Source organism: Kineococcus arenarius subsp. arenarius (genome assembly GCF_050871845.1).
In the GTDB taxonomy this organism is placed as follows: Bacteria; Actinomycetota; Actinomycetes; order Actinomycetales; family Kineococcaceae; genus Kineococcus.
Map to the genome: position 1 here is coordinate 15,338 of NZ_JBJLSE010000003.1, position 21,352 is coordinate 36,689.

Annotated in this window: 16 protein-coding genes; 4 read left to right on the forward strand and 12 right to left on the reverse strand. The window is 75.9% G+C overall.

Annotated features, from left to right (window positions below):
• Positions 1-19 precede the first annotated feature (19 nt).
• Entirely contained in the window at positions 20-2,716 is a 2,697-nt protein-coding gene (locus ACRYM0_RS01745; RefSeq protein ID WP_432501528.1) for a putative bifunctional diguanylate cyclase/phosphodiesterase, read from the reverse strand.
• A 134-nt stretch (positions 2,717-2,850) separates the two neighbouring features.
• Between ACRYM0_RS01745 and ACRYM0_RS01750 the strand changes: the two genes are divergently transcribed.
• Positions 2,851-3,825: an ABC transporter substrate-binding protein gene (locus ACRYM0_RS01750; protein WP_432501530.1), complete on the forward strand. Its 975-nt coding sequence runs from the start codon at positions 2,851-2,853 to the stop codon at positions 3,823-3,825.
• A gap of 59 nt (positions 3,826-3,884) precedes the next feature.
• On the opposite strand, the gene ACRYM0_RS01755 is transcribed toward ACRYM0_RS01750, so the two are convergent.
• From ACRYM0_RS01755 to ACRYM0_RS01770, 4 genes are read right to left on the reverse strand one after another with little or no spacing between them, the layout of a single operon-like run.
• On the reverse strand, positions 3,885-5,195 hold the full coding sequence (locus ACRYM0_RS01755; protein ID WP_432501532.1) for a hypothetical protein: 1,311 nt from the start codon (positions 5,193-5,195) through the stop codon (positions 3,885-3,887).
• A gap of 49 nt (positions 5,196-5,244) precedes the next feature.
• A complete protein-coding gene (pelF, locus tag ACRYM0_RS01760) occupies positions 5,245-6,762 on the reverse strand; it encodes a GT4 family glycosyltransferase PelF (protein WP_432501535.1) in 1,518 nt (505 codons plus the stop codon).
• Positions 6,759-8,459, reverse strand: a complete 1,701-nt coding sequence (locus ACRYM0_RS01765; protein ID WP_432501537.1) for a hypothetical protein — start codon at positions 8,457-8,459, stop codon at positions 6,759-6,761. The genes pelF and ACRYM0_RS01765 overlap by 4 nt, the downstream gene beginning before the upstream one ends.
• Positions 8,456-8,923, reverse strand: a complete 468-nt coding sequence (locus ACRYM0_RS01770) for a hypothetical protein (protein WP_432501539.1) — start codon at positions 8,921-8,923, stop codon at positions 8,456-8,458. The genes ACRYM0_RS01765 and ACRYM0_RS01770 overlap by 4 nt, the downstream gene beginning before the upstream one ends.
• 357 nt (positions 8,924-9,280) lie before the next feature.
• Between ACRYM0_RS01770 and ACRYM0_RS01775 the strand changes: the two genes are divergently transcribed.
• Positions 9,281-11,824, forward strand: a complete 2,544-nt coding sequence (locus tag ACRYM0_RS01775; protein ID WP_432501541.1) for a fibronectin type III domain-containing protein — start codon at positions 9,281-9,283, stop codon at positions 11,822-11,824.
• Entirely contained in the window at positions 11,818-12,435 is a 618-nt protein-coding gene (locus ACRYM0_RS01780; protein WP_432501543.1) for a hypothetical protein, read from the forward strand. Before ACRYM0_RS01775 ends, ACRYM0_RS01780 begins: the two co-directional genes overlap by 7 nt.
• Before the next feature lie 70 nt (positions 12,436-12,505).
• On the opposite strand, the gene ACRYM0_RS01785 is transcribed toward ACRYM0_RS01780, so the two are convergent.
• The 4 genes from ACRYM0_RS01785 to panD all read right to left on the reverse strand — a co-directional run bounded on the left by ACRYM0_RS01785 (position 12,506) and on the right by panD (position 15,344).
• Positions 12,506-13,390: an endo alpha-1,4 polygalactosaminidase gene (locus tag ACRYM0_RS01785; protein ID WP_432501545.1), complete on the reverse strand. Its 885-nt coding sequence runs from the start codon at positions 13,388-13,390 to the stop codon at positions 12,506-12,508.
• Entirely contained in the window at positions 13,387-13,698 is a 312-nt protein-coding gene (locus tag ACRYM0_RS01790; RefSeq protein WP_432501548.1) for a chorismate mutase, read from the reverse strand. The genes ACRYM0_RS01785 and ACRYM0_RS01790 overlap by 4 nt, the downstream gene beginning before the upstream one ends.
• Positions 13,695-14,822, reverse strand: coding sequence for a magnesium/cobalt transporter CorA (gene corA, locus ACRYM0_RS01795; protein WP_432501549.1), 1,128 nt, complete (start codon positions 14,820-14,822; stop codon positions 13,695-13,697). The genes ACRYM0_RS01790 and corA overlap by 4 nt, the downstream gene beginning before the upstream one ends.
• Positions 14,823-14,936: 114 nt before the next feature.
• Entirely contained in the window at positions 14,937-15,344 is a 408-nt protein-coding gene (gene panD, locus ACRYM0_RS01800) for an aspartate 1-decarboxylase (RefSeq protein ID WP_432501550.1), read from the reverse strand.
• Between the two features lie 210 nt (positions 15,345-15,554).
• Here panD and ACRYM0_RS01805 point away from each other — a divergent pair, with 210 nt between their 5' ends.
• Positions 15,555-17,189: an SLC13 family permease gene (locus tag ACRYM0_RS01805; RefSeq protein WP_432501552.1), complete on the forward strand. Its 1,635-nt coding sequence runs from the start codon at positions 15,555-15,557 to the stop codon at positions 17,187-17,189.
• 18 nt (positions 17,190-17,207) lie between these two features.
• Here ACRYM0_RS01805 and ACRYM0_RS01810 read toward each other — a convergent pair whose 3' ends face one another.
• The 3 genes from ACRYM0_RS01810 to ACRYM0_RS01820 all read right to left on the reverse strand — a co-directional run bounded on the left by ACRYM0_RS01810 (position 17,208) and on the right by ACRYM0_RS01820 (position 21,245).
• Positions 17,208-18,167 (reverse strand): threonine/serine dehydratase, encoded by a 960-nt coding sequence (locus ACRYM0_RS01810; protein ID WP_432501553.1) that lies wholly within the window; start codon positions 18,165-18,167, stop codon positions 17,208-17,210.
• Positions 18,168-18,211: 44 nt separating this feature from the next.
• The gene (locus ACRYM0_RS01815; protein ID WP_432501554.1) at positions 18,212-20,659 is read right to left on the reverse strand and encodes a phosphoketolase family protein; all 2,448 of its coding nucleotides are present in this window, start codon (positions 20,657-20,659) and stop codon (positions 18,212-18,214) included.
• Positions 20,660-20,768: 109 nt separating this feature from the next.
• Positions 20,769-21,245, reverse strand: coding sequence for an ATP-binding protein (locus ACRYM0_RS01820; RefSeq protein ID WP_432501556.1), 477 nt, complete (start codon positions 21,243-21,245; stop codon positions 20,769-20,771).
• Between the last annotated feature and the right edge of the window lie 107 nt (positions 21,246-21,352).

Genomic DNA, 21,352 nt, shown 5'->3' on the forward strand with positions numbered 1-21,352 from the left:
GGCGGCTGCAGGGGCCCCGTCACACCACGGCGGTCCCGAGCGTCGGCAACGCCCAGCCGGCGACCTCGTCCGCCGGCAGCGGCCGGGAGAACAGGTACCCCTGGGCCGTGTCGCACCCGTGCTCGCGCAGCCACTGCAGCTGCTCCGGCTCCTCCACGCCCTCGGCCACGACCCGCAGCCCGAAGGTGTGCGCGGCGCGCACCACCAGCTCCACCAGCCCGCGGCGGCCGGGGTCGGCGGAGGCGACGAAGCTGCGGTCGACCTTCAGGGTGTCCGCGGGCGTGGAGGGCAGCTGGCCGATGGAGGTGTAGCCGGTGCCGAAGTCGTCGATGGCCACGGCCACCCCGGTGGCCCGCAGCTGCTGCAGCCGCGCCGTGGCCACCGGGTCGTCGACGAGGACCGTCTCGGTGATCTCCAGCACCAGCAGGTGAGCGGGCAGGCCCGAGGCGGCCAGGGCGTCGGCGACGTCCTCCAGCAGCCGCGGGTCGGCCAGGTGCCGCCCGGACACGTTCACCGCCACGGTCGGCTCGGGCCCCTCGCCCGGGGCCGGCCAGGCGCAGGGCCGCTGCGCGCGCCAGCGCGCCAGCTGCGCGGTGGCCTCGTGCAGCACCCACCGGCCCAGGTCGCACACCAGCGAGGACGTCTCCGCCGCGGCCACGAAGACGTCCGGGCGCACCGGCCCCGCGCCGGGACGGTCCCAGCGCGCCAGCGCCTCGTACCCGGTCAGCGAACCGTCGCCCAGGTCCACGACGGGCTGGTAGTGCAGGGTGAGCTCCCCGCGCCGCAGGCCCTCGCGCAGCGCGGACTGCAGGTCGGAGCGGGCGGCCAGCTCGGCGCGCAGCGCGTCGTCGAACACCTCCACGCGCCCGCGACCGCGCGACTTGGCCCGGTACACCGCGGAGTCGGCCTCCGCCAGCAGCGACTCGGCGGACGCCGCGCCGTCGTGGCTCAGCGCCACGCCCACCGAGGCGCCCACGCGCACCGCTCGCCCGGCCGCGCCGGTGGCCCGGTCGGCGGCGACCTCGACGGGCCGGTGCACCGCGGTGACGATGCGCGAGCCCAGCTGCACCAGGTGCTCCACGTCGGGCACGTCGTGCACGACGACCACGAACTCGTCACCGCCCAGGCGCCCCACCGCGTCGCCCTCGCGCACGCAGCCGCGCAGCCGCTGGGCGACCTCGCGCAGCACCTCGTCGCCGGCGGCGTGCCCGGCGCCGTCGTTGACGGCCTTGAACCCGTCGAGGTCCACGAACAGCAGACCGGTGGCACCGCCGGGCGCGGTGCGCTCCAGCGCCCGCGACAGCAGCCGCAGCGTCGCCGCGCGGTTCGGCAGCCCGGTGAGGGGGTCGTGCGCGGCCTGGTGGGCCAGTTCGGTCTGCAGGTGCTCGCGCTGCTGCACCGCCCGGACCAGCTGCTGCACCGACGCCTGGACGACCTCGCCCAGCGGCCCGCGCACCGGCTGCTCGCGCAGCGCGCCGGCCAGGTCGCCCCGGGCCAGGCAGTCGGCCTGCTCGCGCACCTGGCGCAGCCCGGCGACCGCCCCGGCGAGGGCGCGGGCCGCGGTGCGGACCTCCCGCGGGCCGGTCTCGGGCACCTCGACGAGCTCGCCCTGGCCGATGCGGCGGGCGGCGGCGGCCAGGCGCCGCAGCGCCCGGGCCAGCCAGCGCCCCTGCACGACGGCCGCCGCCAGGGCGCCGGCCAGCGCCAGCAGGGACGCCAGCACCGTGACGTGCAGGCGACCTGCGGCGGTGCGCTGCTCGACGTCGATCGCCGCCACCGCGGTGTCCACCGCGGTCTCCAGCAGGCGCGCCAGGTCCCGGTCGCGCTGGGCGCTGGCAGCGGCCAGGTCCAGCAGCTGCGGTCCGCTGAGGCGGCCGGGCTCGGCCGTCTCGGTGCCCAGGGCCCGGGCCAGCAGCTGGGCCGGCTCGCTGCCGACCGCCGCCGCCCAGCGCACCCGCATCGGCGCGGTGGACAGCTCCGAGGCGGCGCCGGCCACCTCCCGGTAGGTGCCGATGACGTGGGCGGAGCGCTGCCGGGCCCGCACCTGCGAGCCGCCGGTCAGCACGCGCGCGGTGAAGGTGACCGGCACCTCCCGGCTGGCCTGCTGGGTCAGCCCGGCGACCAGGGTGACGTCGTTGACGGCCAGCGCGCTGAGGTCGCTCAGGCCCGTGGCGGTGGTGCGGGTGATGACCTCCTGCTCGGCGTGCGCCAGCCAGTCCGACAGACCCAGGTACAGCTGGGCCAGGGCCTCGGTGCTGGAGGTGCCCTGGTCGGCGGCCGAGCGCACGGTGCGCAACCGCTGCACGGCCAGGGCGGTGCGCGTCGCGGCGGGCGAGCCCGGCGCGATGCGGGAGACGGCCCGGTCGGTGACCTGCCGGGCCAGCTGCACGTTGTTCACCGCGTCCAGGTAGAGCCGCGGGCGCTGGTCGCCGAACCCGGCCGCGGCGGCCTCGTGCGGGTGCCGGGTGACGTTGCGGGTCAGGGTGGGCAGCAGTTCGCTGTCCACGGCCCGGCGCAGCGCGTCCAGCTCCGTCGCGGCGCGCATGAGGGCGCCGGCTTCGTCCGCCACCCGCAGGTCGCGGGCCCGCTCGACCACCGAGCTGGTCGTGACGACCCCCGTGGCGAGCAGGGGGACGACGACGAGGGCCGCGAGGTGCTGCCACACGGGGCGCTCCCGCAGCCGGCGCCCCAGCGCCCGGTCCGTCGTCGGTTCCACGCGCTGGGCATCGGCGGGCGCCGACCCGGACGTGAGCCGCGCCGTGCGCGCGGGAGCGCACCGGGCCCGCGCACCACCCGGACGGCGCAGCACGACGCGGGTGCGCCGTGCCGATGCCGTTGACCGGGAGGTGCGTGGTGGAGCGACGGTGCGTTCGAGGCGGGGCGCGGCGGCTGGTGCGGGGCCTGGTGGCCGCGGCCCTGGCCGCCGGCGTCGCGGTGGCGCCGTCGGGGTGCGGTGGGCGCGACGACGGGGTCGTCCGGGTGGGTTTCTCCCAGTTCGTCGCGGCGGGCAGCTGGCGGGCCGCGAACACCGCCTCCGTCCGGGCGGCGCTCGCACCGGCCGCCGGGTTCGAGCTGACGTTCAGCGACGAGGAGCAGAGGCAGGAGGGGCAGGTCGAGGACCTGCGCCGCTTCATCGCCGCCGACGTCGACGTCATCGCGCTCTCACCCGTCGTGCAGGACGGCTGGGACGAGGTGCTGCTCGAGGCCCGGGACGCCGGGATCCCCGTCGTCCTCGTCGACCGCGGCATCACCACCGACCTGCCCGGCGCCTACGCCACCCGCGTCGGGGCCGACTTCCGCTCCGAGGGGGAGCGGGCGGGGCGGTGGGTCCGGGAGCACGCACCCGGCGCGCGGGTGTTCGAGCTGCAGGGGACCCTGGGTTCCGGCGCCCAGACCGGCCGGCAGCAGGGTTTCGACGCCGTCGCCGGCGACCAGGTGGTCGGTGCCGCCACCGGCGGCTTCACCCGCGCCGGCGGCCGCGACGTCACCGCGGCCGCGCTGGAGGCGTGGCCGGACGTGGACCTGGTGTTCGCCCACAACGACGACATGGCCCTCGGCGCGGTCGAGGCCGTGCGGGCCGCCGGCCGCCGCCCGGGCGTGGACGTGCGCGTGGTGTCCGTCGACGGCACCCGCGAGGCGCTGCGCGCGCTGGCCGCGGGCGACCTGGAGCACGTCGTCGAGTGCGACCCGGCGTTCGGCGAGCAGCTCGCCGGGGTGCTGCGCCGGGTCGCCGCCGGCGAGCGGGTGCCCGACCGCGTCGTGGTCCCGGGCCGGGAGTTCGACCGCACCGTGACCGCGGCGGAGATCGACGCCCGCACGTACTGACACCCCGCCGGCTGACACCCCGCCGGCTCAGCCGGTCCGGCGCGCCCGCGGGCGGGTGCTCACAGCATCGTGGCCAGCGTCCGCGCCGGCTGGCGCACCAGGCGCACCACCGCGGGCACCGCCGTGGCGGTCGCGGCCACGGCCGCCGCGGCCAGCGGCGGCAGCGCGTCGCCCAGCGCCCCCGCACCGGCGAGCACCTCGGCGGCCAGGGCCGCCGCCACGACCGCCGCCGCGGCACCCAGCCGCGAGTACGCCTCCAGCACGCCGGCCAGGAAACCCACCACGCCGAAGCAGCCCAGACCCAGCAGCAGCGCCGTGAGGGCGGCGGGGGCGGCGCCACCGGCGTGCAGCACGGCGCCCAGCACCAGCGAGGACGCGGTCGTCAGCAGCAGCAGCCGCGCGAAGGCGCCCGCCACGATGCCCCCGAACACGCCCGCGGCGCGCGAGCGGGCGTGCTCGCGCAGCCGGGTGGAGGCCAGCACGTCCAGCAGCACCGTCCACACCCGGTCCAGGTGCCGGTTGGCCCAGATGCTGCCCAGCAGCGACGGCACGAGCGCCACCACCGGGAACGTCGAGGTGCTCGTCCACCCCACCGAGGGGTCCAGCACCACCAGCAGCGCGGTCGCACCGCCCACGGCCGCGGCGGGCAGCGCGCGCCCCCACGGGGTGGGCGGGCGCACCGAGCGCGGCGTCGTCAGCAGCGCCGCGCCCACCGCTGCCTGCGTCAGCAGCACCACCGCCAGGACGTCCGCGCGCACCGGCAGGCCGGCGTGCACCGCCGCCACCGCCAGCACGAGGGCCAGCGCGTACTGCACCCCCCAGCCGCGCACCACCACGACGAGGCTGCCCACCCAGGTCACCAGGAGCGCGGCGGCCAGGCTCCGCTCCGGAGCCAGCAGCACCCCCACGGGCACCAGCGCCGAGAGTGCACCCACCGCGGTGAGCAGGCCCCGCTCGGCGCGCAACCGGCCCAGGCCGTCGGCGTCGGTGAGCCAGCGGCGCCGCACCAGCCACTGCAGCGCGAAGCTGAACGGCAGCGCCAGCTTCCACGCCCCCTCGGTGACCGCCGTGCCGAACTCCGCCGCCAGCGGGGCCACCCACGCCGTCGTGGCCAGCAGCGCGGCCACGAGGCCGAGCAGTTCCCGGGGATCGCTGGGCGTCACCTCCCGGGGTCGCTTGACCGGCCCGCCGGCCGCCGCGCGCGCCCGGCGCACCTGCGTGCCGGCGGTGCCGCGCGCCAGCGGCATCGCCACCCGCGGCACCAGCCCACCCCACGCCTCCAGCACCACCGCCGACTCCAGCGCGTCCTGCGGCTCCCTGCCCAGCGCCGCGCGCACGCGCGCCGCCGCCTGACCCTCGGTGATCCTCACCGTGCCCCCGTCCTCGCCCAGCGCCGCGTCCTCACCCGGCGGCCCGTCCTCACCCGGCCACCGTCCCCGCCGCGACCACCGCTGCCGCCGGCACGCCGCGCACGTCGGCGGCCAGCGCCCCCAGCACCGCCGCGTACCCGTCCAGGCAGCGGTCCTGCCCGAACAGCCTCGTCACCCGCGCGTGCCCGCGCCGGCCCAGCAGTTCCGCGAACCCCGGGTCCAGCAGCAGCGCGCACACCGCGTCCGCCAGCCCGTGCACGTCCCCGGGCGGCGCCGTCATCCCCGCGCCCCGCATCGCGTCCAGCACCCCGCCCACGAGCGTGGTGACCACCGGTCGCGCCTGCGACAGCGCCTCCAGCACGGACATGGGGAACCCCTCGGAGATGCTCGTCATGAGCACCACGTCGGCCTCGCGCACCACGCCCGTGGGGTCCTTGGTGGGGCCCATGAACCGGAACCCCTCGCCCAGCCCCAGCGCCGCGTGCAGCTCGTGGCACGAGCGCGCGTACTCCTCCTGACCGCGCGGCACGGGGCCGTAGTGCAGGAACTGCGCGTCCGGCACGCGCCGGCGCACCGCCGCGGCCACCCGCAGCATCGTCGGCACGTCCTTCAGGGGGTCCAGGCGTCCCACGCTGACGACCGTGCGGGTGCGCGGCGCCGGCGCGGGCGCCCCCGGGGCGGGTACCCCGTTGGGGACGACGACGATGCGTTCCGGCGCCACGCCCAGCCCCTCCTCCCACGCCGCGTTCGCCTCCGCGACCGGCGTGACCACGTCCGAGACGGCGTACGCCAGGCGGGTCAGCCCTCGCGCCAGGCGCGTGGGCACGAACCGGCCGGCGGCGTCGGTGCCGGAACGCACGGCCGCCAGGTAGTTCTCCCGGACGTACACGCCGTGCTCGGACAGCACCACCGGCCGGTCGTGCAGCGCCTTGTCCACCGCCGCGGGGACCGCCGACCACCCGGCCGCCGTCACCAGCGAGACGTCCGCGTCGGGCGTGGGCTCGGCCGCGGTGCGCGCCACCCAGGAGATCGTCTGGTACGTCTCCACGGCGCGGTCGAGGTCGAACGGCGCGGGCTCGCCCAGTTCCGGGTGCTCCTCCGAGAGCACCCGCGCCAGCGCCTCGACGTACTGCCGCCACGTCTCCTCGTCGCGGAACGTGGGCAGCACGAGGTCCGGGTTCTGCCGGCACCACACCAGCGCGGGCACCAGGTCCAGCGGGTCGGGCGACCAGCCCAGCAGGCCCTGCACCAGTTCCGCGGCCAGTTCCCGGCGGCGGCGCCGTCGCGGCGGTCGCGGACCGGTGCGCCGCGGCTCGCGCGGGCCCCACAGCTGCAGGTGCCCGCCCAGCGTCGCGTTCGGCGGCAGCTCGAAGACGGGTTCCTCCAGTTCCGCGCCGGTCAGCGCGAACACCGACCAGCGCACGCCGGGCAGCCCCCGCAGCAGCAGGTCGCACCACGTGCTCACCCCGCCCACGACGAACGGGTACGTGCCCTCGGCGAACAGCGTCACGCGCGGGCCGTCGGCGCGAGCTCCGGCCGCCGGGCGCACGAGGTCCGCGGCGCTCACGCCGCCGCCCCCAGCGCCACGCGCACCGCGCCGCCGGCCGCGACGGGCAGCCAGCCGCAGCGCGCCCCCGCGCACGGCTCGCCGGCACCGGCGCCCGCGGGCAGCGTCACCGGGACCTCCACCTCCACGTCGGCCTCCACGTCCACCTCCAGGAGCAGTTCCCCGGCGCCCGTGCGGGCGCGCACCGCGCCGGCCGCGAGCGCCGCCCGCCACCCCTGGCGCCGGCGCAGCTCGTGCGCCACCTCGTCCATGGACGGGTTCAGCAGCACCGTCGCCGGTGCCAGCAGGCGCGCGTGCTCGGCGAGCACCCGTGCCAGGACGTCCAGGAGGACCCGGTCGCCGGTGACGTTCGACTGGTGGGCGAAGAGCGGGCGCGGGTCGCCGGCGAGCACGCGGCCCAGCACGACCTCCGCCTGCGCGCGCAGGAACTCCTCGCGCGAGGGGGCCGGCGCCCCGTGCCGGCGCTCCTGGTCCGCCAGCAGCGCCGCCCAGGTGCTGACGTGCGTGGTGACCTCCGTGGGGTGGCGCGGTACCACGGTGGCCGTCCCCAGCACGTCCGGGGCCGGGCCGCGGGAGGCGTCGGCGGCCACGGCGGTGACGCCCGCGCGTGCCAGGACCCGCGGCAGCGCGGGGTTCCCGAGCCCGGAGTGCGCACCGGTGACCAGGGCGGTGGGGCTGGCCGGCACGCCGGCCCGTTCGGCCCAGCTGCGGTTCCGCTCCACCTGCTCGTGCAGGCCCTGCTCGTCCAGGTCGTCGAGGTCGCGGTGGTCCCACGTGTGGTTGATCCAGCGGAACTCGCCCGCTGCCGACAGCAGGGCTCGGGTGAGGGGGTCGTCCGCGTCCGCGCCGGCGCCGTTGTGCGCCAGGTCCAGGGTGAAGGAGTGCTCGCGCTGCCAGGCGACGAGGACCCCGACGTCCTCGGCCCGCATGCGCACCGTCGGCGCCGTCTCGCCCACCCGCACCCCGGGCGTCATCCAGTTCGCCAGGAACACGTCGTCGACGTGGCAGGACAGGGCGTGCCGCAGCACGCCCAGGTGCACGCCGCGCGTCACCCACGTCAGCAGGCCGCGCGCCAGCAGCAGGCCGTGCAGGGAGTCCTCGGCGGTGTTCACGAGGACCAGCAGGTCCTCCAGGCCGTCGCCGGCGTCCAGCGCGCCGGCGAGGGGGGCGCCGTCCCCGGTGACGAGCAGGGGGGTGAAGGGGCCTCCGTCCTCGACGCGGCCCAGGTACGCCCAGCAGCCGGGGGCCAGGGGGAACTCCCCGCGCAGGTCGCCGAACACCCGGGAGCCGGCGGCGGTCACCCGGGCGGTCGAGCCGTCGGTGGGGGCCCCGGTCGCCCCCACCACGCCGCTGCCGGGCCCGGGGAACTCGTAGGCGCGCAGCAGCCGCACGCCGTGGCGGCGGCGGTACGCGGTGAGAACCGCCGCGGACGCGGGGTCCAGGTCGCCGGCGGCGGTCGTGGTGCGCACCACGGCGTGGAAGCGGCCGGTGCCGCCGGGGTGCTGCAGGTCCTCGTCGCGCAGCGGCTGCGCGGCCGTGGGCCGGTGCAGTTCGTGCGGGCACCCGGTGCGTTCCAGCAGCCGCAGCCAGGCCCGTGTCACGGGGTCGTCCTCGAGGTCGGCGGTACCGGCCAGCACCAGCACGCGGACCTCGGCCTGCGCGGCGGGCCGCCCGCCGCGGTGGTCCGCGGTCGTCACCCGGCGACCCGCTCCGCGGGAGCCTGGGCGCCCGGTGCCGGGGCACCGTCCCCGCCGGGCTGCGCCTGGCCGCGATCCGCTGCCCGGCGGCGGCGGTCCAGCACGCGCCGGTCGATCTCCATGACGGAGGTTCCCGCCAGCAACTGGCGCTGCATCTGCGAGGCGGCCACGACCAGCTGGTCGAGCACGTCCAGCAGCGACTGCCGCATCGACTCCGCCTGCGCCAGGACGTGGTGCGCCTGGTCCTGCTCCTCCAGCTGGTCCTGCGCGCGCGACGCGGTGGCCGTGTCGGCACGGACCGCGGCCAGGGCGCTGAGCTGTTCCGCGACGCTGCCGATGCTCACCGGCCGCTGACGTTCCAGGCGCAGGCGCAGCACCTCCTGGTTCAGGCGATCGACCTCGGCGCGCAGTTCCGCCTCGTCACGGTTCGTCGCGTCCCCGCGCTTCCACCGGCGAACCCGCATGGTTCCTCCTCGTCAGGGGCCGATCTCCCACCGGCCGTCACGGGCAGCGACGGTAACGGAACCCCCGTACCGCCCCGAGGGACCCGCAGCGGGTTCACCCGTGTGCGGGGTCGTGGAGGTCGAACGTCGTGCCGGTGCTGCTCCGAAGGGGTGAGCTGCTGCGACACACCGGTGACGCACCGCATTCACGCCGAAACCGGTCACGTGCGGTGAGGGCTGGCATCCCCCCCGTCACGCGGTGGGTGGTGCGGGTGAACTTCACCCCCGACCTGGTGCCACCGCGGCTGGTATCGCCGGCCAGGTCACCGGCGGTGCTTACCGTCCTCACGAAACCCTGACAGGAAGACGGAGGACGGCATGCCGCCCAGGCGCAGGAACACCCGCCACCACAGCACCGCCGCACGCCTGCTGCTGCTGGCCCTGACCGGTTCGGTGGCGCTGCCGCTGTCGGCCGCGGTGCCCGCGCAGGCGGCCACCGGAACCCGCGTGAACCTGGAGGTGCTCGTCGTCGCCGACGGCGGCCCCTCGGTGAACGCGATCGCCGCCCAGCTGGACCGCGAGGGCGTTCCCCACACCCGCGTCGACCTCACCGCCGGGGACCGCCCCGCCATCGACGAGCAGTTCCTCGTCGACCCGGTCACCGGTGCGGCTCGCTACCAGGCCGTCGTGCTGCCCAACGCCGCTCCCGCCGGGGTGAGCCAGGAAGAACTGGACGCCCTGGCCGCCTACGAGCGCCGCTTCGGCGTGCGTCAGGTCAACGCGTACGTCTACCCCGGCACGGGAACCGGGGGCAGCGCCACGTATGCCGGTTCCCTCGACGGCGCCGCCGGCACCGTCACCGCCGACGGCCAGACCGACGGTTTCTCGGAGTTGTCGGGGTCGTTCCCCGTCGACGACGTCGACGCGGGGACGCTGGAGGTGTACGGGTACCTCGCCCAACCGGCCCCCGCGGACGGTGAGCGCGTCACCCCGCTGCTCACCGCCCGCCAGGGCGACGTCGACGGCAGCATCGCCTGGGAGTTCGAGTCCGGCGGGCGCGTGCAGCTCATGGTGTCCGCCGCCTACAACGAGTCCATGCAGTGGTTCAGCACGGTCGGGCACGGGATCGTCTCGTGGATGACCCGCGGCGTGCACCTCGGGTACCACCGCTCCTACTTCGACGTCCAGGTCGACGACGTCTTCCTGCCCGACGGCCGCTGGAGCGCCGACGGGAACTGCACCCCCGGCGACGACTGCGTCGACCCCGCCGTCACCACGACGGACATCCGCATGACGGACGCCGACGTGCAGCGCCTGTCGGAGTGGCAGCAGGCCCAGGACTTCGAGCTGACGATGGTCTTCAACGGCGGAGGCAGCGACGCGGCGAAGACGGAGAACGGCGGCACCGACCCCCTCACCGACGCCTTCCTCGCCCGCAAGGACGAGTTCACCTGGGTGAACCACACCTTCAGCCACCCGTACCTGGGGTGCGTGCAGATCGCCCCCACGGTCGTCGGGCAGCCGTGGCACTGCGCCACCGATCCGGCCGAGACGCCGCGCCAGGACCCCGACGTCGAAGCCCAGGAGAGCGGCGGGCTGCAGTGGGCGTCGCAGGCGTTCATCACCCAGCAGGTGACCGACAACATCGACTGGGCGCGGGCCAACGCGCTGCCGCGCTTCGACGCCACCGAGCTGGTCACCGGGGAGCACTCCGGGCTGATGACGACGAACCAGCCGGAGGACAACCCCTTCCTGGCGCCGGCGCTGCAGGCCGCGGGGGTGACCACGCTGGCCTCCGACGCCTCCCGGGAGGCGGACGCGCGCGCCGTGGATGAGGCCGTCACCGTGCCGCGGTACCCGATGAACATCTACTACAACACCGGCACGTACCTCGACCAGATCGACGAGTACAACTGGTACTACACCTCGCGCACCACCGGCGGCAGCGGCGTCTGCGACGACAACCCCGCCACGACCACGTGCATCACCCCGCTGCCGGCGGCGGACGCCGAGCAGGCCCGCAGCAGCTACGAGCAGTACCTCCAGCCGCTCGAGGTCCGCAACGCCCTGCGCCGCGTCCTCGCCGACGACCCGCGCCCCTTCTACGCGCACCAGTCCAACCTCGCCGAGGACGCGCTGCTGCTGCCCGTGGTGCAGGGCGTGCTGGAGGCGTACCGCTCCACCCACACCGCCGACGCCCCGCTGATCACGACCACCCTCACCGAGCAGAGCCGCCAGCTCAGCCGCGCGAGCGAGTGGCGCCAGGCGCGCACCGGCGTGACCGCGTACGTGGACGACGAGGGCGTGCACGTCAGCGGGCCCGCGGGCACCACCGTCCCGCTGACCGTCCCCGGGGACGCGTCCACCACCGTCGCCCTGGAGGAGCACGGCGGGCAGCGCTCGGCGTGGATCACCGCGCCCACGACCGACACGGTCCTCGCCACCCCCGCCGCCGCGCGGTTCGGCTACGTCGGCACCCCGGCGACCCCGGAACCGACGACCCCGGTTCCGACGACGCCGGTTCCGAGCACGCCCGTTCCGACGACGCCGGTTCCGACGACGCCGGTTCCGAGCACGCCCGTTCCGACGACGCCGGCCCCGACGCTGCCGGGTGCGCCGGTCATCGGCACCGCCTCCTCCGGCAGCATCTGGGACCGGACCGCCACCGCCACCGTGCGCTGGAGCCCGCCGAGCACCGGCGGGACGCCGATCACCGGTTACCGCATCACGGCGACCCGCCTGTCGTTCTTCGGCGCACCGCTGTCCACGGTGACCGATCCGACGGTGCACGCGGCCACCGCCGGCAGCGCCACCGTGGCCCTGCCGGTGCGCGGCGCCCGGTACCGGTTCACCGTGCAGGCCGTCACCGCGGCCGGTGCGGGCACCGCCTCGGCTGCCTCGAACACCGTGCACGCGTGGTGAGGTTCCCCCTCGCGCGCCTCGCCGCCACCGCTGCGCTCACCGCAGCGGTGGCGGCGAGCGGTGCGTGCGGCGCCCCGGCGGTCGGTGCGGCGGACGGTTCCCCCGCCGCCCCGACGACCGCCGCCACGCCCACCGCTCCTGCGGCCCCCACCACCACCACGGCACCCACCCCGACGGCACCCACCTCGTCGGCGCCCGCCCCGTCGGCGCCCGCCGGCACGGCCGCCGCGCCCGTCCCGGCGACGTCCGCTCCGGGGAGCGCCGCTGCGGCGGCCCCGGTCGGGGAGGGTGAGCAGGGCGAGGCCGTCGCCCCCGTGCCGCTGGGCACCACGACGGAGCTGGAGGTCGCGGTGCGGCTGCGTTCGGACGCCCTGCTCGCCGGGGACGTCCCCACCGCCCAGCGCCTGGTGTCGCTGCGCTGCCGGCCCGCCGTGCCCGACGACGCGCTGCGCGCGGCCGCCGGCGCCGGGTTCGCCGCCGTCACCGCGGTGACCAGCCGCGCGACCGGCGGCACCGCGCAGGTCGACTACTCCTACGCCGAACCCGGCCGTGACGTGACCGGCGAGCGCTGGACCGTCGAGGACGGCCAGTGGCGCTGGGACGACTGCTGACACCGGCCGCGCCCGAGCCCACCCGGTCTCCGGGTGGGCTCTCGGCGTTCCCGGTGGCGGGGGCGGCGGGTCAGTCGTGGTCGCAGACGTACCGGTAGGCCGTCAGGTCGCCGTCCTTGAGCATCGAGGAGAAACCCGGGCGGTGCGCGGTGCGGCAGAACCGCTCCGGGGTGAAGTCGTACTCGACGTGCAGCACCGCCTTGCCCGCGTCCACGAACGGCTGCAGCAGGTCGCACTCCTCGTAGCGTGCGCAGGACTCGTTGACGGCGAAGTCGAAGTCGTCGACGAGGTCGCGGACCTGGTCGAGGTCGTTCTTCAGCGCCACGCCCATGCCGCGCTCGTGGGCGGCGGCGGCGATCCAGCGGTTGAAGCGCAACTGGTCCGCGGCGGTGAGGTCGAACCCGCTGTCGTTGGCCCAGGCGTCGACGTTGTCGGGTTCGACGGCGTCGAACCCCTTGTCGCGGCACTCGTCGAGGCGGTCCAGCAGCACCGGGCCGATGAGGTCGATGCGGCGCACGTCCAGCCAGCGCTCGTCCGGCCAGTCGCCCAGGACCTTCCCGACCACCTCGGCGGGGAAGCGGTGCGCGTCGTCGCGGTACGCCTCCACGGTGCCGGCGCTGAGGTAGCAGACCACGCGGCGCCCCTCGGCGTGCAAGCGGTCGACGACCTCCCCGGGGACCTGGTGGTCGACGTCGTAGACGGGCACGTCCACGGTGAGGTCCAGGTCGCCGGACAGCTGCCACTGCCAGGCGGTGCCCGGCTCGGGGCTCCACCAGCCGGGCGTCTCCTTCGCGGGGGTCACGGTCTCCTCCTCGGTCGGGGTCCCGGCAGGGGCGGTCGTCCCGCCGGTGGGGGAGCCGGGGCTCGTGCAGCCGCCGGCCAGGACCAGCAGCAGCGCGGCGGCGCAGGCCGCGGCGAGCCCGTTCGCCGGCCGCCCGGGCGCCCGCCGGGTCACCCGGCCACCTCGCCGATGGCCCGGTGGTGGCGGATCACCTCGGCGATGACGAACGCCAGGAACTTCTCCGCGAACACGGGGTCGAGGCCGGACTCCACGGCCAGCACGCGAAGGCGCGCGGTCTGCTGCTGCTCCCTGGCCGGGTCCGCGGGCGGCAGCCGGTGCGCGGCCTTGAGGTGGCCCACCGCCTCGGTCAGCTTGAACCGCTCGGCGAGCAGGTGCACCAGGGCGGCGTCCAGGTTGTCGATGCTGTGCCGCAGCCTGGACAGCTCCGCCCCGGCGTCGGCGTGCTGCGGTTCTCCGGTCACAGCCATCCCCTCCTCTTGAACACCACGTACAGCACCAGGCAGCTGCTGAACATCAGCAGCAGTGCCAGCGGGTAACCGTACGTCCAGTCCAGCTCCGGCATGTGCTCGAAGTTCATGCCGTAGATCCCGCCGACGAGCGTGGGGGCGAACAGGATCGCCGCCCACGAGGAGATCTTCTTGACCTCCTCGCTCTGCGCGTAGCTCGCCTCCGTCAGCGAGCGCATCTCCTCGTTCTGCCGCTGCGCGACCAGCGTGGAGTTCACGGTGAGGATGTCGCGCAACTGGCTGCGGAAGTTCTCGATGCGCTCGGCGGCCACCGTGACGTGGTCGGTGACGTCGCGCAGGTAGCGCTGCAGCTCCTCGTCGACGCGGTACTTCGCGAAGCCGTCGCTGAGGCCGCCCAGCACGGCGGTCAACGGGACGACCGCGCGCTGGAAGTTCGTCACCTCCCTGGACAGCTCGTAGATGCGCCGCGACACCGACGGGTCGCCGTCGAAGACCTGCACCTCGATCTCGTCGATGTCGTTCTCCAGCCCGCGCAGCACGGGGGCGTACCCGTCGACGACCGCGTCGAGGATCGCGTACAGCACGGCCTCGGTGCCCAGCGCCAGCATCTCCGGGTCCAGCTCCATGCGCCGGCGCACCTGCGCCAGATCGGGGGACTCGGCGTGCCGCACGGTGATGACGAAGTCCGGGCCGATGAACAGGTGCAGCTCGCCGAACTCGACCTCCTCGGCGGCGTCGTCGTAGCGCGCTGCGCGCAGCACCACGAACAGCGTGTCGCCGTAGCGCTCCAGCTTGGGTCGCTGGTGCGCCACGATCGCGTCCTCGACGGCCAGCTCGTGCAGGTCGAACTCCCGGGCCAGCGAGCCCAGTTCCGTGGCGGAGGGGCGGTACAGCCCGATCCACGCGATGCGGGCGTCGTCCTCGTGCAGGCAGCGGTACGTGTCCGCCAGCGTGGCCGGGGAGGCGACCCGCTCGCCCCGGGCGTACACGCCGGAGTCCACCAGGCTGCTGCGCCCCAGCGGCTCGGTCGGGATGGCTCCGTCCTGCGCGAGGTTGCGGGTGGAGGGGACCGCCCCCCGGCGCCCGAGGGAGGACAGGTGGACGCGGCGCCTGGGCACGGCGGCTCCTCACGGCTCGACGGGACACGGGAGCCCCATCATCTCCCGTGACCGCTGTCCGCACGCCCCCGCGCCGGGCGCGGTCACCCGCGTGCGGCTGCGGCGGGTGGCCGGCTACCGCGAGCGCACCTGGTCCTCGGCGCCCGGCACCGGCTCGGCCGCGTCCGAGCCCAGCGCCACGACGCGGTTGGTCCCGTCCACGTGCACCACGCGGGGGCGGTGCGCGGCGCGCTCGGCCTCGTCGAGCTGCACGTACGAGATGATGATCACCAGGTCGCCGGGGCGGACGAGGTGCGCGGCGGCGCCGTTGATGCGCACGTCCCCGCTGCCGGCCTCGCCGACGATGACGTACGTCTCCAGGCGCGCGCCGTTGGTGACGTCGACGACCTGGACGCGCTCGCCCTCCACCAGGTCCGCGGCCCGGCACAGGTCGGCGTCCAGGGTGATCGAGCCGACGTAGTGCAGGTCGGCCTCCGTGACCGTGGCCCGGTGGATCTTCCCGTGCATGACCGTGCGCAGCACAACAGCTCCCGTGATCGCGTCCCGGGGCGGCTCCCGCCCGGGGAGCACCAGTGTCCCAGCCCGGCGCGGTGCGGCGGCGGCGCGCGGCGCGCTCGACCTGCTGAGCGGCCGCGGCGGGAGCACGCTGGAGGGCGACGGGCCGAGGACGACCCGCGCCCGGCGGTGCACCACCGGCGTTCAGCACTCTCGACGAGGAGACGGGGCGGCGACATGAGGACGAGGAGAGCAGCGAGCGGCACCGCGGGCGCAGTCGAGGACGGCCGGCCCGCGCCGGAGAGCCCGCAGCGGGCCGAGGAGCTGCGGGTCGAGCACCGGGGTGGACCCCCGCCCGGCGGGCGGGAGGGGGAGGGGGCCGCCGGGGGGCGCACGCGGCTGCAGGGGGCCGGCCTGGTCCTCGGGCCGCTGCTCGCCGTGCTCGTGCACGTGGCGCTGCCGGCCTCCCCGGCGCTCACCCCGCAGGGGCGCGTCACCGCGGCGCTCGCGGTGCTCATCGCCGTCTGGTGGATGACGGAGGCGCTGCCGCTGGCGGCGACCGCGCTGGTGCCCATCGTCGTCTTCCCCCTGGCCGGGGTGGTCGAGCTGGGCACGGCCACCGCCGCCTACGGCGACCCCACCGTGTTCCTGTTCCTCGGGGGGTTCGCCATCGCCCTGGCGATGCAGCGGTGGGGCCTGCACCAGCGCATCGCGCTGGCGACGGTGCGCGTCGTCGGGACCCGCCCCACCCGGCTCGTGCTGGGCGTGATGATCGCGACGGCGTTCCTGTCGATGTGGGTGAGCAACACCGCGACCACGCTGCTGATGGTGCCGATCGGCGTCAGCGTCCTCGCCCTCGTCGACCGCCGCACGAGCGGCACCCTGCCCGAGCACGAGGTGCAGCGCTTCGGGGCGGGTCTCGTGCTCGCCATCGCCTACGCCGCCACCATCGGCGGCCTGGCCACGCTCGTCGGCAGCCCGCCCAACCTCATCCTGGCGGGCGTGGCGGAGTCGAGCCTGGGCATCGAGATCGGCTTCGCCACCTGGATGGCCGTCGGTGTGCCCCTCTCCGTCGTGATGCTCGTGATCACGTGGCTGCTGCTCACCAAGGTCCAGTACCGGCCCCGCATCGGGGAGATCGCCGGGGGCCGGCAGGCGATCACCGAGGAGCTGCGCGCCCTCGGCCGGATGTCGGCCGGCGAGTGGACCGTCGCCGTCGTGTTCGTCGCCACGGCGCTGCTGTGGGTGTTCCGCGCGCCGCTGAGCGACTGGGCCGCGCTGACGGACGCCGTCCCCCTCGTCACGCGGATGTCCGACGGCGGCATCGCGATCGCCGCGCTGATCGCGCTGTTCCTCGTGCCCGTGCGGGGCCAGCGCGGCCGCGGCGCGCTGGACTGGTCGACCTTGCAGAAGGGCGTCCCGTGGGGAGTCCTGCTGCTGTTCGGCGGCGGGCTGTCGATGGCCGCCGCCATCCAGGCGAGCGGCCTGGACACCTACATCGGCGAGCGCTTCAGCGGCCTGGACGCGCTGCCGCTCGTCCTGCTGGTCGCCGCCGTGGCGCTGGGGATCCTGGCGCTGACGGAACTCACCTCGAACACCGCCACCGCGGCGACCTTCCTGCCGGTGCTCGCCGCCGTCGCCGTCGGCGTCGGCGCCGAGCCGCTGCTGCTGCTCGTCCCGGCCGCGCTCGCCGCCTCCTGCTCGTTCATGATGCCGGTGGGGACGCCGCCGAACGCCATCGCGTACGGCACCGGCCGCGTCACGATCGGGCAGATGGTCCGCTCGGGGGTGTGGCTGAACCTCGTCGCCGTGGTGCTGCTCACGGCCGTCGTCTTCACCCTCGGCCCGCTGGTGTTCGGCTTCTCGCTCTGACGGGCCGGGACCGTCCCCTCAGCGGGGTTCCGCCAGGTCGTGCGGGTCCGCGTTGCCCCCGCACACCACGACCCCGACCCGCTCTCCGTCCCCCGGCACGTGGGCACCGTCCAGCAGCGCCGCCAGCGCCACCGCCCCGCCGGGTTCGGCGGTCACCCGCAGCTCCTGCCACAGCAGCCGGCGCGCGGCGCGCACCGCCTCCTCGCTCACCAGGACGGCGCGCACCCCGGCCGCGACGGCGCTCGCGAACCCGTGCTCGCCGATGCGCCGCGCACCCAGGGAGTCCGCCGCGAGCCCGCCGACCTCCACGTCCACCGGCCGGCCGGCCGCCAGGGCCGCGTGCAGAGTCGGTGCGCCGTGCGTCTCCACGCCCACCACCCGCGTGCCGGGGCCGTACCAGGCGGCGATGCCGCCGACCAGCCCGCCGCCGCCGGTGGCGACGAGCACGGTGTCCAGGTCCGGGGCCTGCTCGGACAGCTCGAGGGCGACCGTGCCCTGCCCGGCCAGCACCGCCGGGTCGTCGTAGGCGTGCACGGCCAGCGCGCCGGGCGAGCTCGCCCGCTCGGCGCTCGCGGCGGCGGCCTCGGCGTAGGAGGCGCCCACCAGGGTCACCCGCGCGCCGCGGGCGCGGATGCCGGCGACCTTCACGGCGGGCGCGGACTCGGGCACGAACACCTCCGCCTCGACCCCCAGGGCGCGGGCGGCGTGGGCGACGGCGAGGCCGTGGTTGCCGCCGGAGGCCGCCACCACCAGCGACGGGCGCTCGGGAGCGGTGAGGACGCGGTGGAACGCCCCGCGGGGCTTGAAGGAGCCGGTGTGCTGGAGCAGTTCCAGCTTCACGGTGACGGGCACCTCGCGGCCGCCCACCGGCACCGACCACTCGATCACCGGGGTGCGCCGGACGCGGCCGGCGATCCGCGCGGCGGCGGCGGCGATCTCCTCGCGGGTGGGCGCGGCGGGGGGAGCGGGGTGCGTCACGCCGGTGACGCTACCCCGCTCCCGGCCGGGCCCGGCCCGCCGGATCAGGCCAGCGTGGTGGAGTCCCCCAGGGACCAGTCGCGCACCTCGGGCATGTCCTCCAGGTGCTCCACCACGTAGTCGTGGTGGCGCGCCAGCTGCGCCTCGCAGTACGCCATCAGGTCCCCGGCGCCCGGCGGCAGGCGGCGGGCGTTGTTGAGCGCGTCCATCACCAGGTGGTACCGCGACGCGCGGTTGCGCACGGTCATGTCGAAGGGCGTGGTGGTGGTGCCCTCCTCCATGAACCCGCGCACGTGGAAGCGGTCGGCGTCGGGGCGGCCGTGGACGACCTGGTGGATCGCGCCGGGGAACCCGTGGAAGGCGAAGACCACGTCGACGGAGTCGGTGAACAGTTCCCGGAACACCAGGTCGCTCATGCCGTGCGGGTGGTCCTTGGGGCGCTGCAGCGCCATGAGGTCCACGACGTTGACGACGCGGAAGCGCAGCTGCGGCAGCCGCTCGCGCAGGATCTGCGCGGCCGCGACCGTCTCCATCGTCACCACGTCCCCGGCGCAGCCCAGGACGACGTCCGGGTCGGCTAGCCCGTCGTCGTTGCCGGCCCACTCCCACACCGACGCGCCCCGGCGGCAGTGCTCCACCGCCTCCTCGACCGACAGGTACTGCAGTTGCGGCTGCTTGTCGATGACGATCAGGTTCACGTAGTTCCGCGAGCGGAAGCAGTGGTCCGCGACGGACAGCAGGCAGTTCGCGTCCGGCGGCAGGTACACCCGGGAGACCTCCGGGCGCTGGGTGATGGCCACCTGCAGCAGGCCCGGCCCCTGGTGGGAGAAGCCGTTGTGGTCGTTGCGCCACGCGGTGGAGGTCAGCAGGACGTTCAGGCTCGGCACGTCGGCGCGCCACGGCAGGCCGCCGGCCTCCTCCAGCCACTTGGCGTGCTGGACGGTCTGCGAGGCGCTGACCATCGCGAACGCCTCGTAGGTGGCGAACATCCCGTGCCGGCCGGTGAGGGTGTAGCCCTCCAGCCAGCCGTGGCAGTTGTGCTCGCTGAGGACCTCCATGACGCGCCCGGAGCGGCTGATCGAGACGTCCTCGGGGTACGTGCGCTCGGCGAACGCCCGGTCGGAGACCTCGAACACCGCACCCAGGCGGTTCGAGTTCGTCTCGTCGGGGGAGAACAACCGGAACGTGCGGGGGTTGCGGGCGTAGACGTCCCGCAGCATCTCGCCCAGGCGGCGGGTGGACTCCGCGCGGCCCGCCGCCGGGCGGTCCACCTGCACGGCGTAGTCGCGGAAGTCGGGCAGGTCCAGGTCCTGCGTGAGCAGGCCGCCGTTGGCGTGGGGGGTGGCGCTCATGCGCAGGTCCCCCTCCGGGTTCGCGGAGCGGACCAGTTCCACGGGGGCCCCGGAGGCGTCGAAGAGGTCGTCGGGGCCGTAGGAGCGCATCCACTCGGCGAGCAGCCGCAGGTGGTCGGCGTTGTCGCGCACCCCGGACAGCGGCACCTGGTGCGAGCGGAACGTGCCCTGCACCTGCACGCCGTCCACCTGGTCCGGGCCCGTCCACCCCTTGGGGGTGCGCAGGACGATGAGCGGCCAGCGCGGCCGGGGCGCGTCGGCGGGCGCCCCCTCGGCGCGGGCGGACGTCTGGATCTCGCGGATGCGGCCCCACGCCTGCGCCAGGGTGGCGGCGAACCGCTCGTGCATGCCGGGCAGGTCGTCGCCGCCGACCTCCAGCACCTCGTAGCCGTGCCCCTCCAGCAGCGAGCGCACCTCGGCGGGGTCCTTGCGAGCCAGCACCGTCGGCCCGGAGATCTTCGCGCCGTTCAGGTGCAGCACCGGCAGCACCGCGCCGTCGCGCGCGGGGTCCAGGAAGGAGATCCCCTTCCAGGAGCCCTCCAGCGGGCCCGTCTCCGCCTCGCCGTCGCCCACGACGGCCAGCGCCAGCAGGTCCGGGTTGTCCATGACGGCGCCGAAGGCGTGCACGAGCACGTACCCCAGCTCACCGCCCTCGTGGATGGAGCCGGGTGTCGTCACGGACACGTGGCTGGGGATGCCGCCGGGGGCGGAGAACTGCCGGAACAGCCGCGTCATGCCCTCGGTGTCCAGCGTCACCTGGGGGAACTTCTCGGTGTAGGTGCCCTCCAGGTAGCCGGCCGCCACCAGGGCGGGACCGCCGTGGCCCGGGCCGGTGAGGAAGAGCGAGGACTGCCCCGTGCGGCGGATCAGCCGGGACAGGTGCGCGTACACGAAGGACAGGCCCGGGCTGGTGCCCCAGTGCCCCAGCAGGCGCGGCTTGATGTGCTCGCTGCTCAGCTCCTCGCGCAGCAGCGGGTTGGCGCGCAGGTAGATCTGCCCCACGGTCAGGTAGTTGCAGGCCCGCCACCACGCGTCGAGGGCGGTCACCTCGTCCGGGGTGGGGTGGGCCAGGGCGTCGACGAGCTGCGGCGTGGCGCCCTTCACGGTGGTGGTGGTGGTGGGGGCGCTGGTCGTGGACATGCGTGCTTCCTCCTCGGTGGATGCACCGACCCTCGCGCGCGCGGGCGCTCAGGACCAGGGACTTCCGACCCTACGCGCGAGCCCCCACCGGCGCACCGGTGCGCGGCGCTCAGCCGCCGGGCAGCGCGACCGTGAACCACACCGTCTTGCCGCCCCCGTGCTGCTCGACGCCCCACTCGCTGGAGAGCAGGTCCACCAGGGCCACGCCCCGCCCGCCGGTGGCCTCCGGGCCGACCGTGCGCCGCACCGGGGGGGTGCTGCCGGCGTCGGCGACGGCCACCCGCACCTCCCCGGCGGTGCGCCGCAGGTCCAGCCGCACCGGGGGGCGGCCGTGCAGGACGGCGTTGGCGGTCAGCTCGGCCGTCAGCAGCTCCACGACCGTCAGCACCGGCAGCGGCACCCGCACCGCCGTGCACCGCTGCACGACCCAGTGCCGGGCCAGCGGCACCGAGGACAGGTGGTGCTCCAGGTCCAGGTGCCAGCGCTCGCCGGTGTCCGCCCGCTCCTCACCGGGGACGGGCTCGTCGAGCGCCCCGGCGCTCTCGCGGGGTCGTCGCTGGGTGCTCTCGTGCGTGCCGTCGTCCATGGTCCCGCGCGTCGTCCCCCCGCTCCCGTCGCGGTCTCCGTCGTGCCCGGACCCGCCCGTGCAGGGCACAGCTTCGCACCCGCCCCCGCAGCACGCCCAGCGGCCCC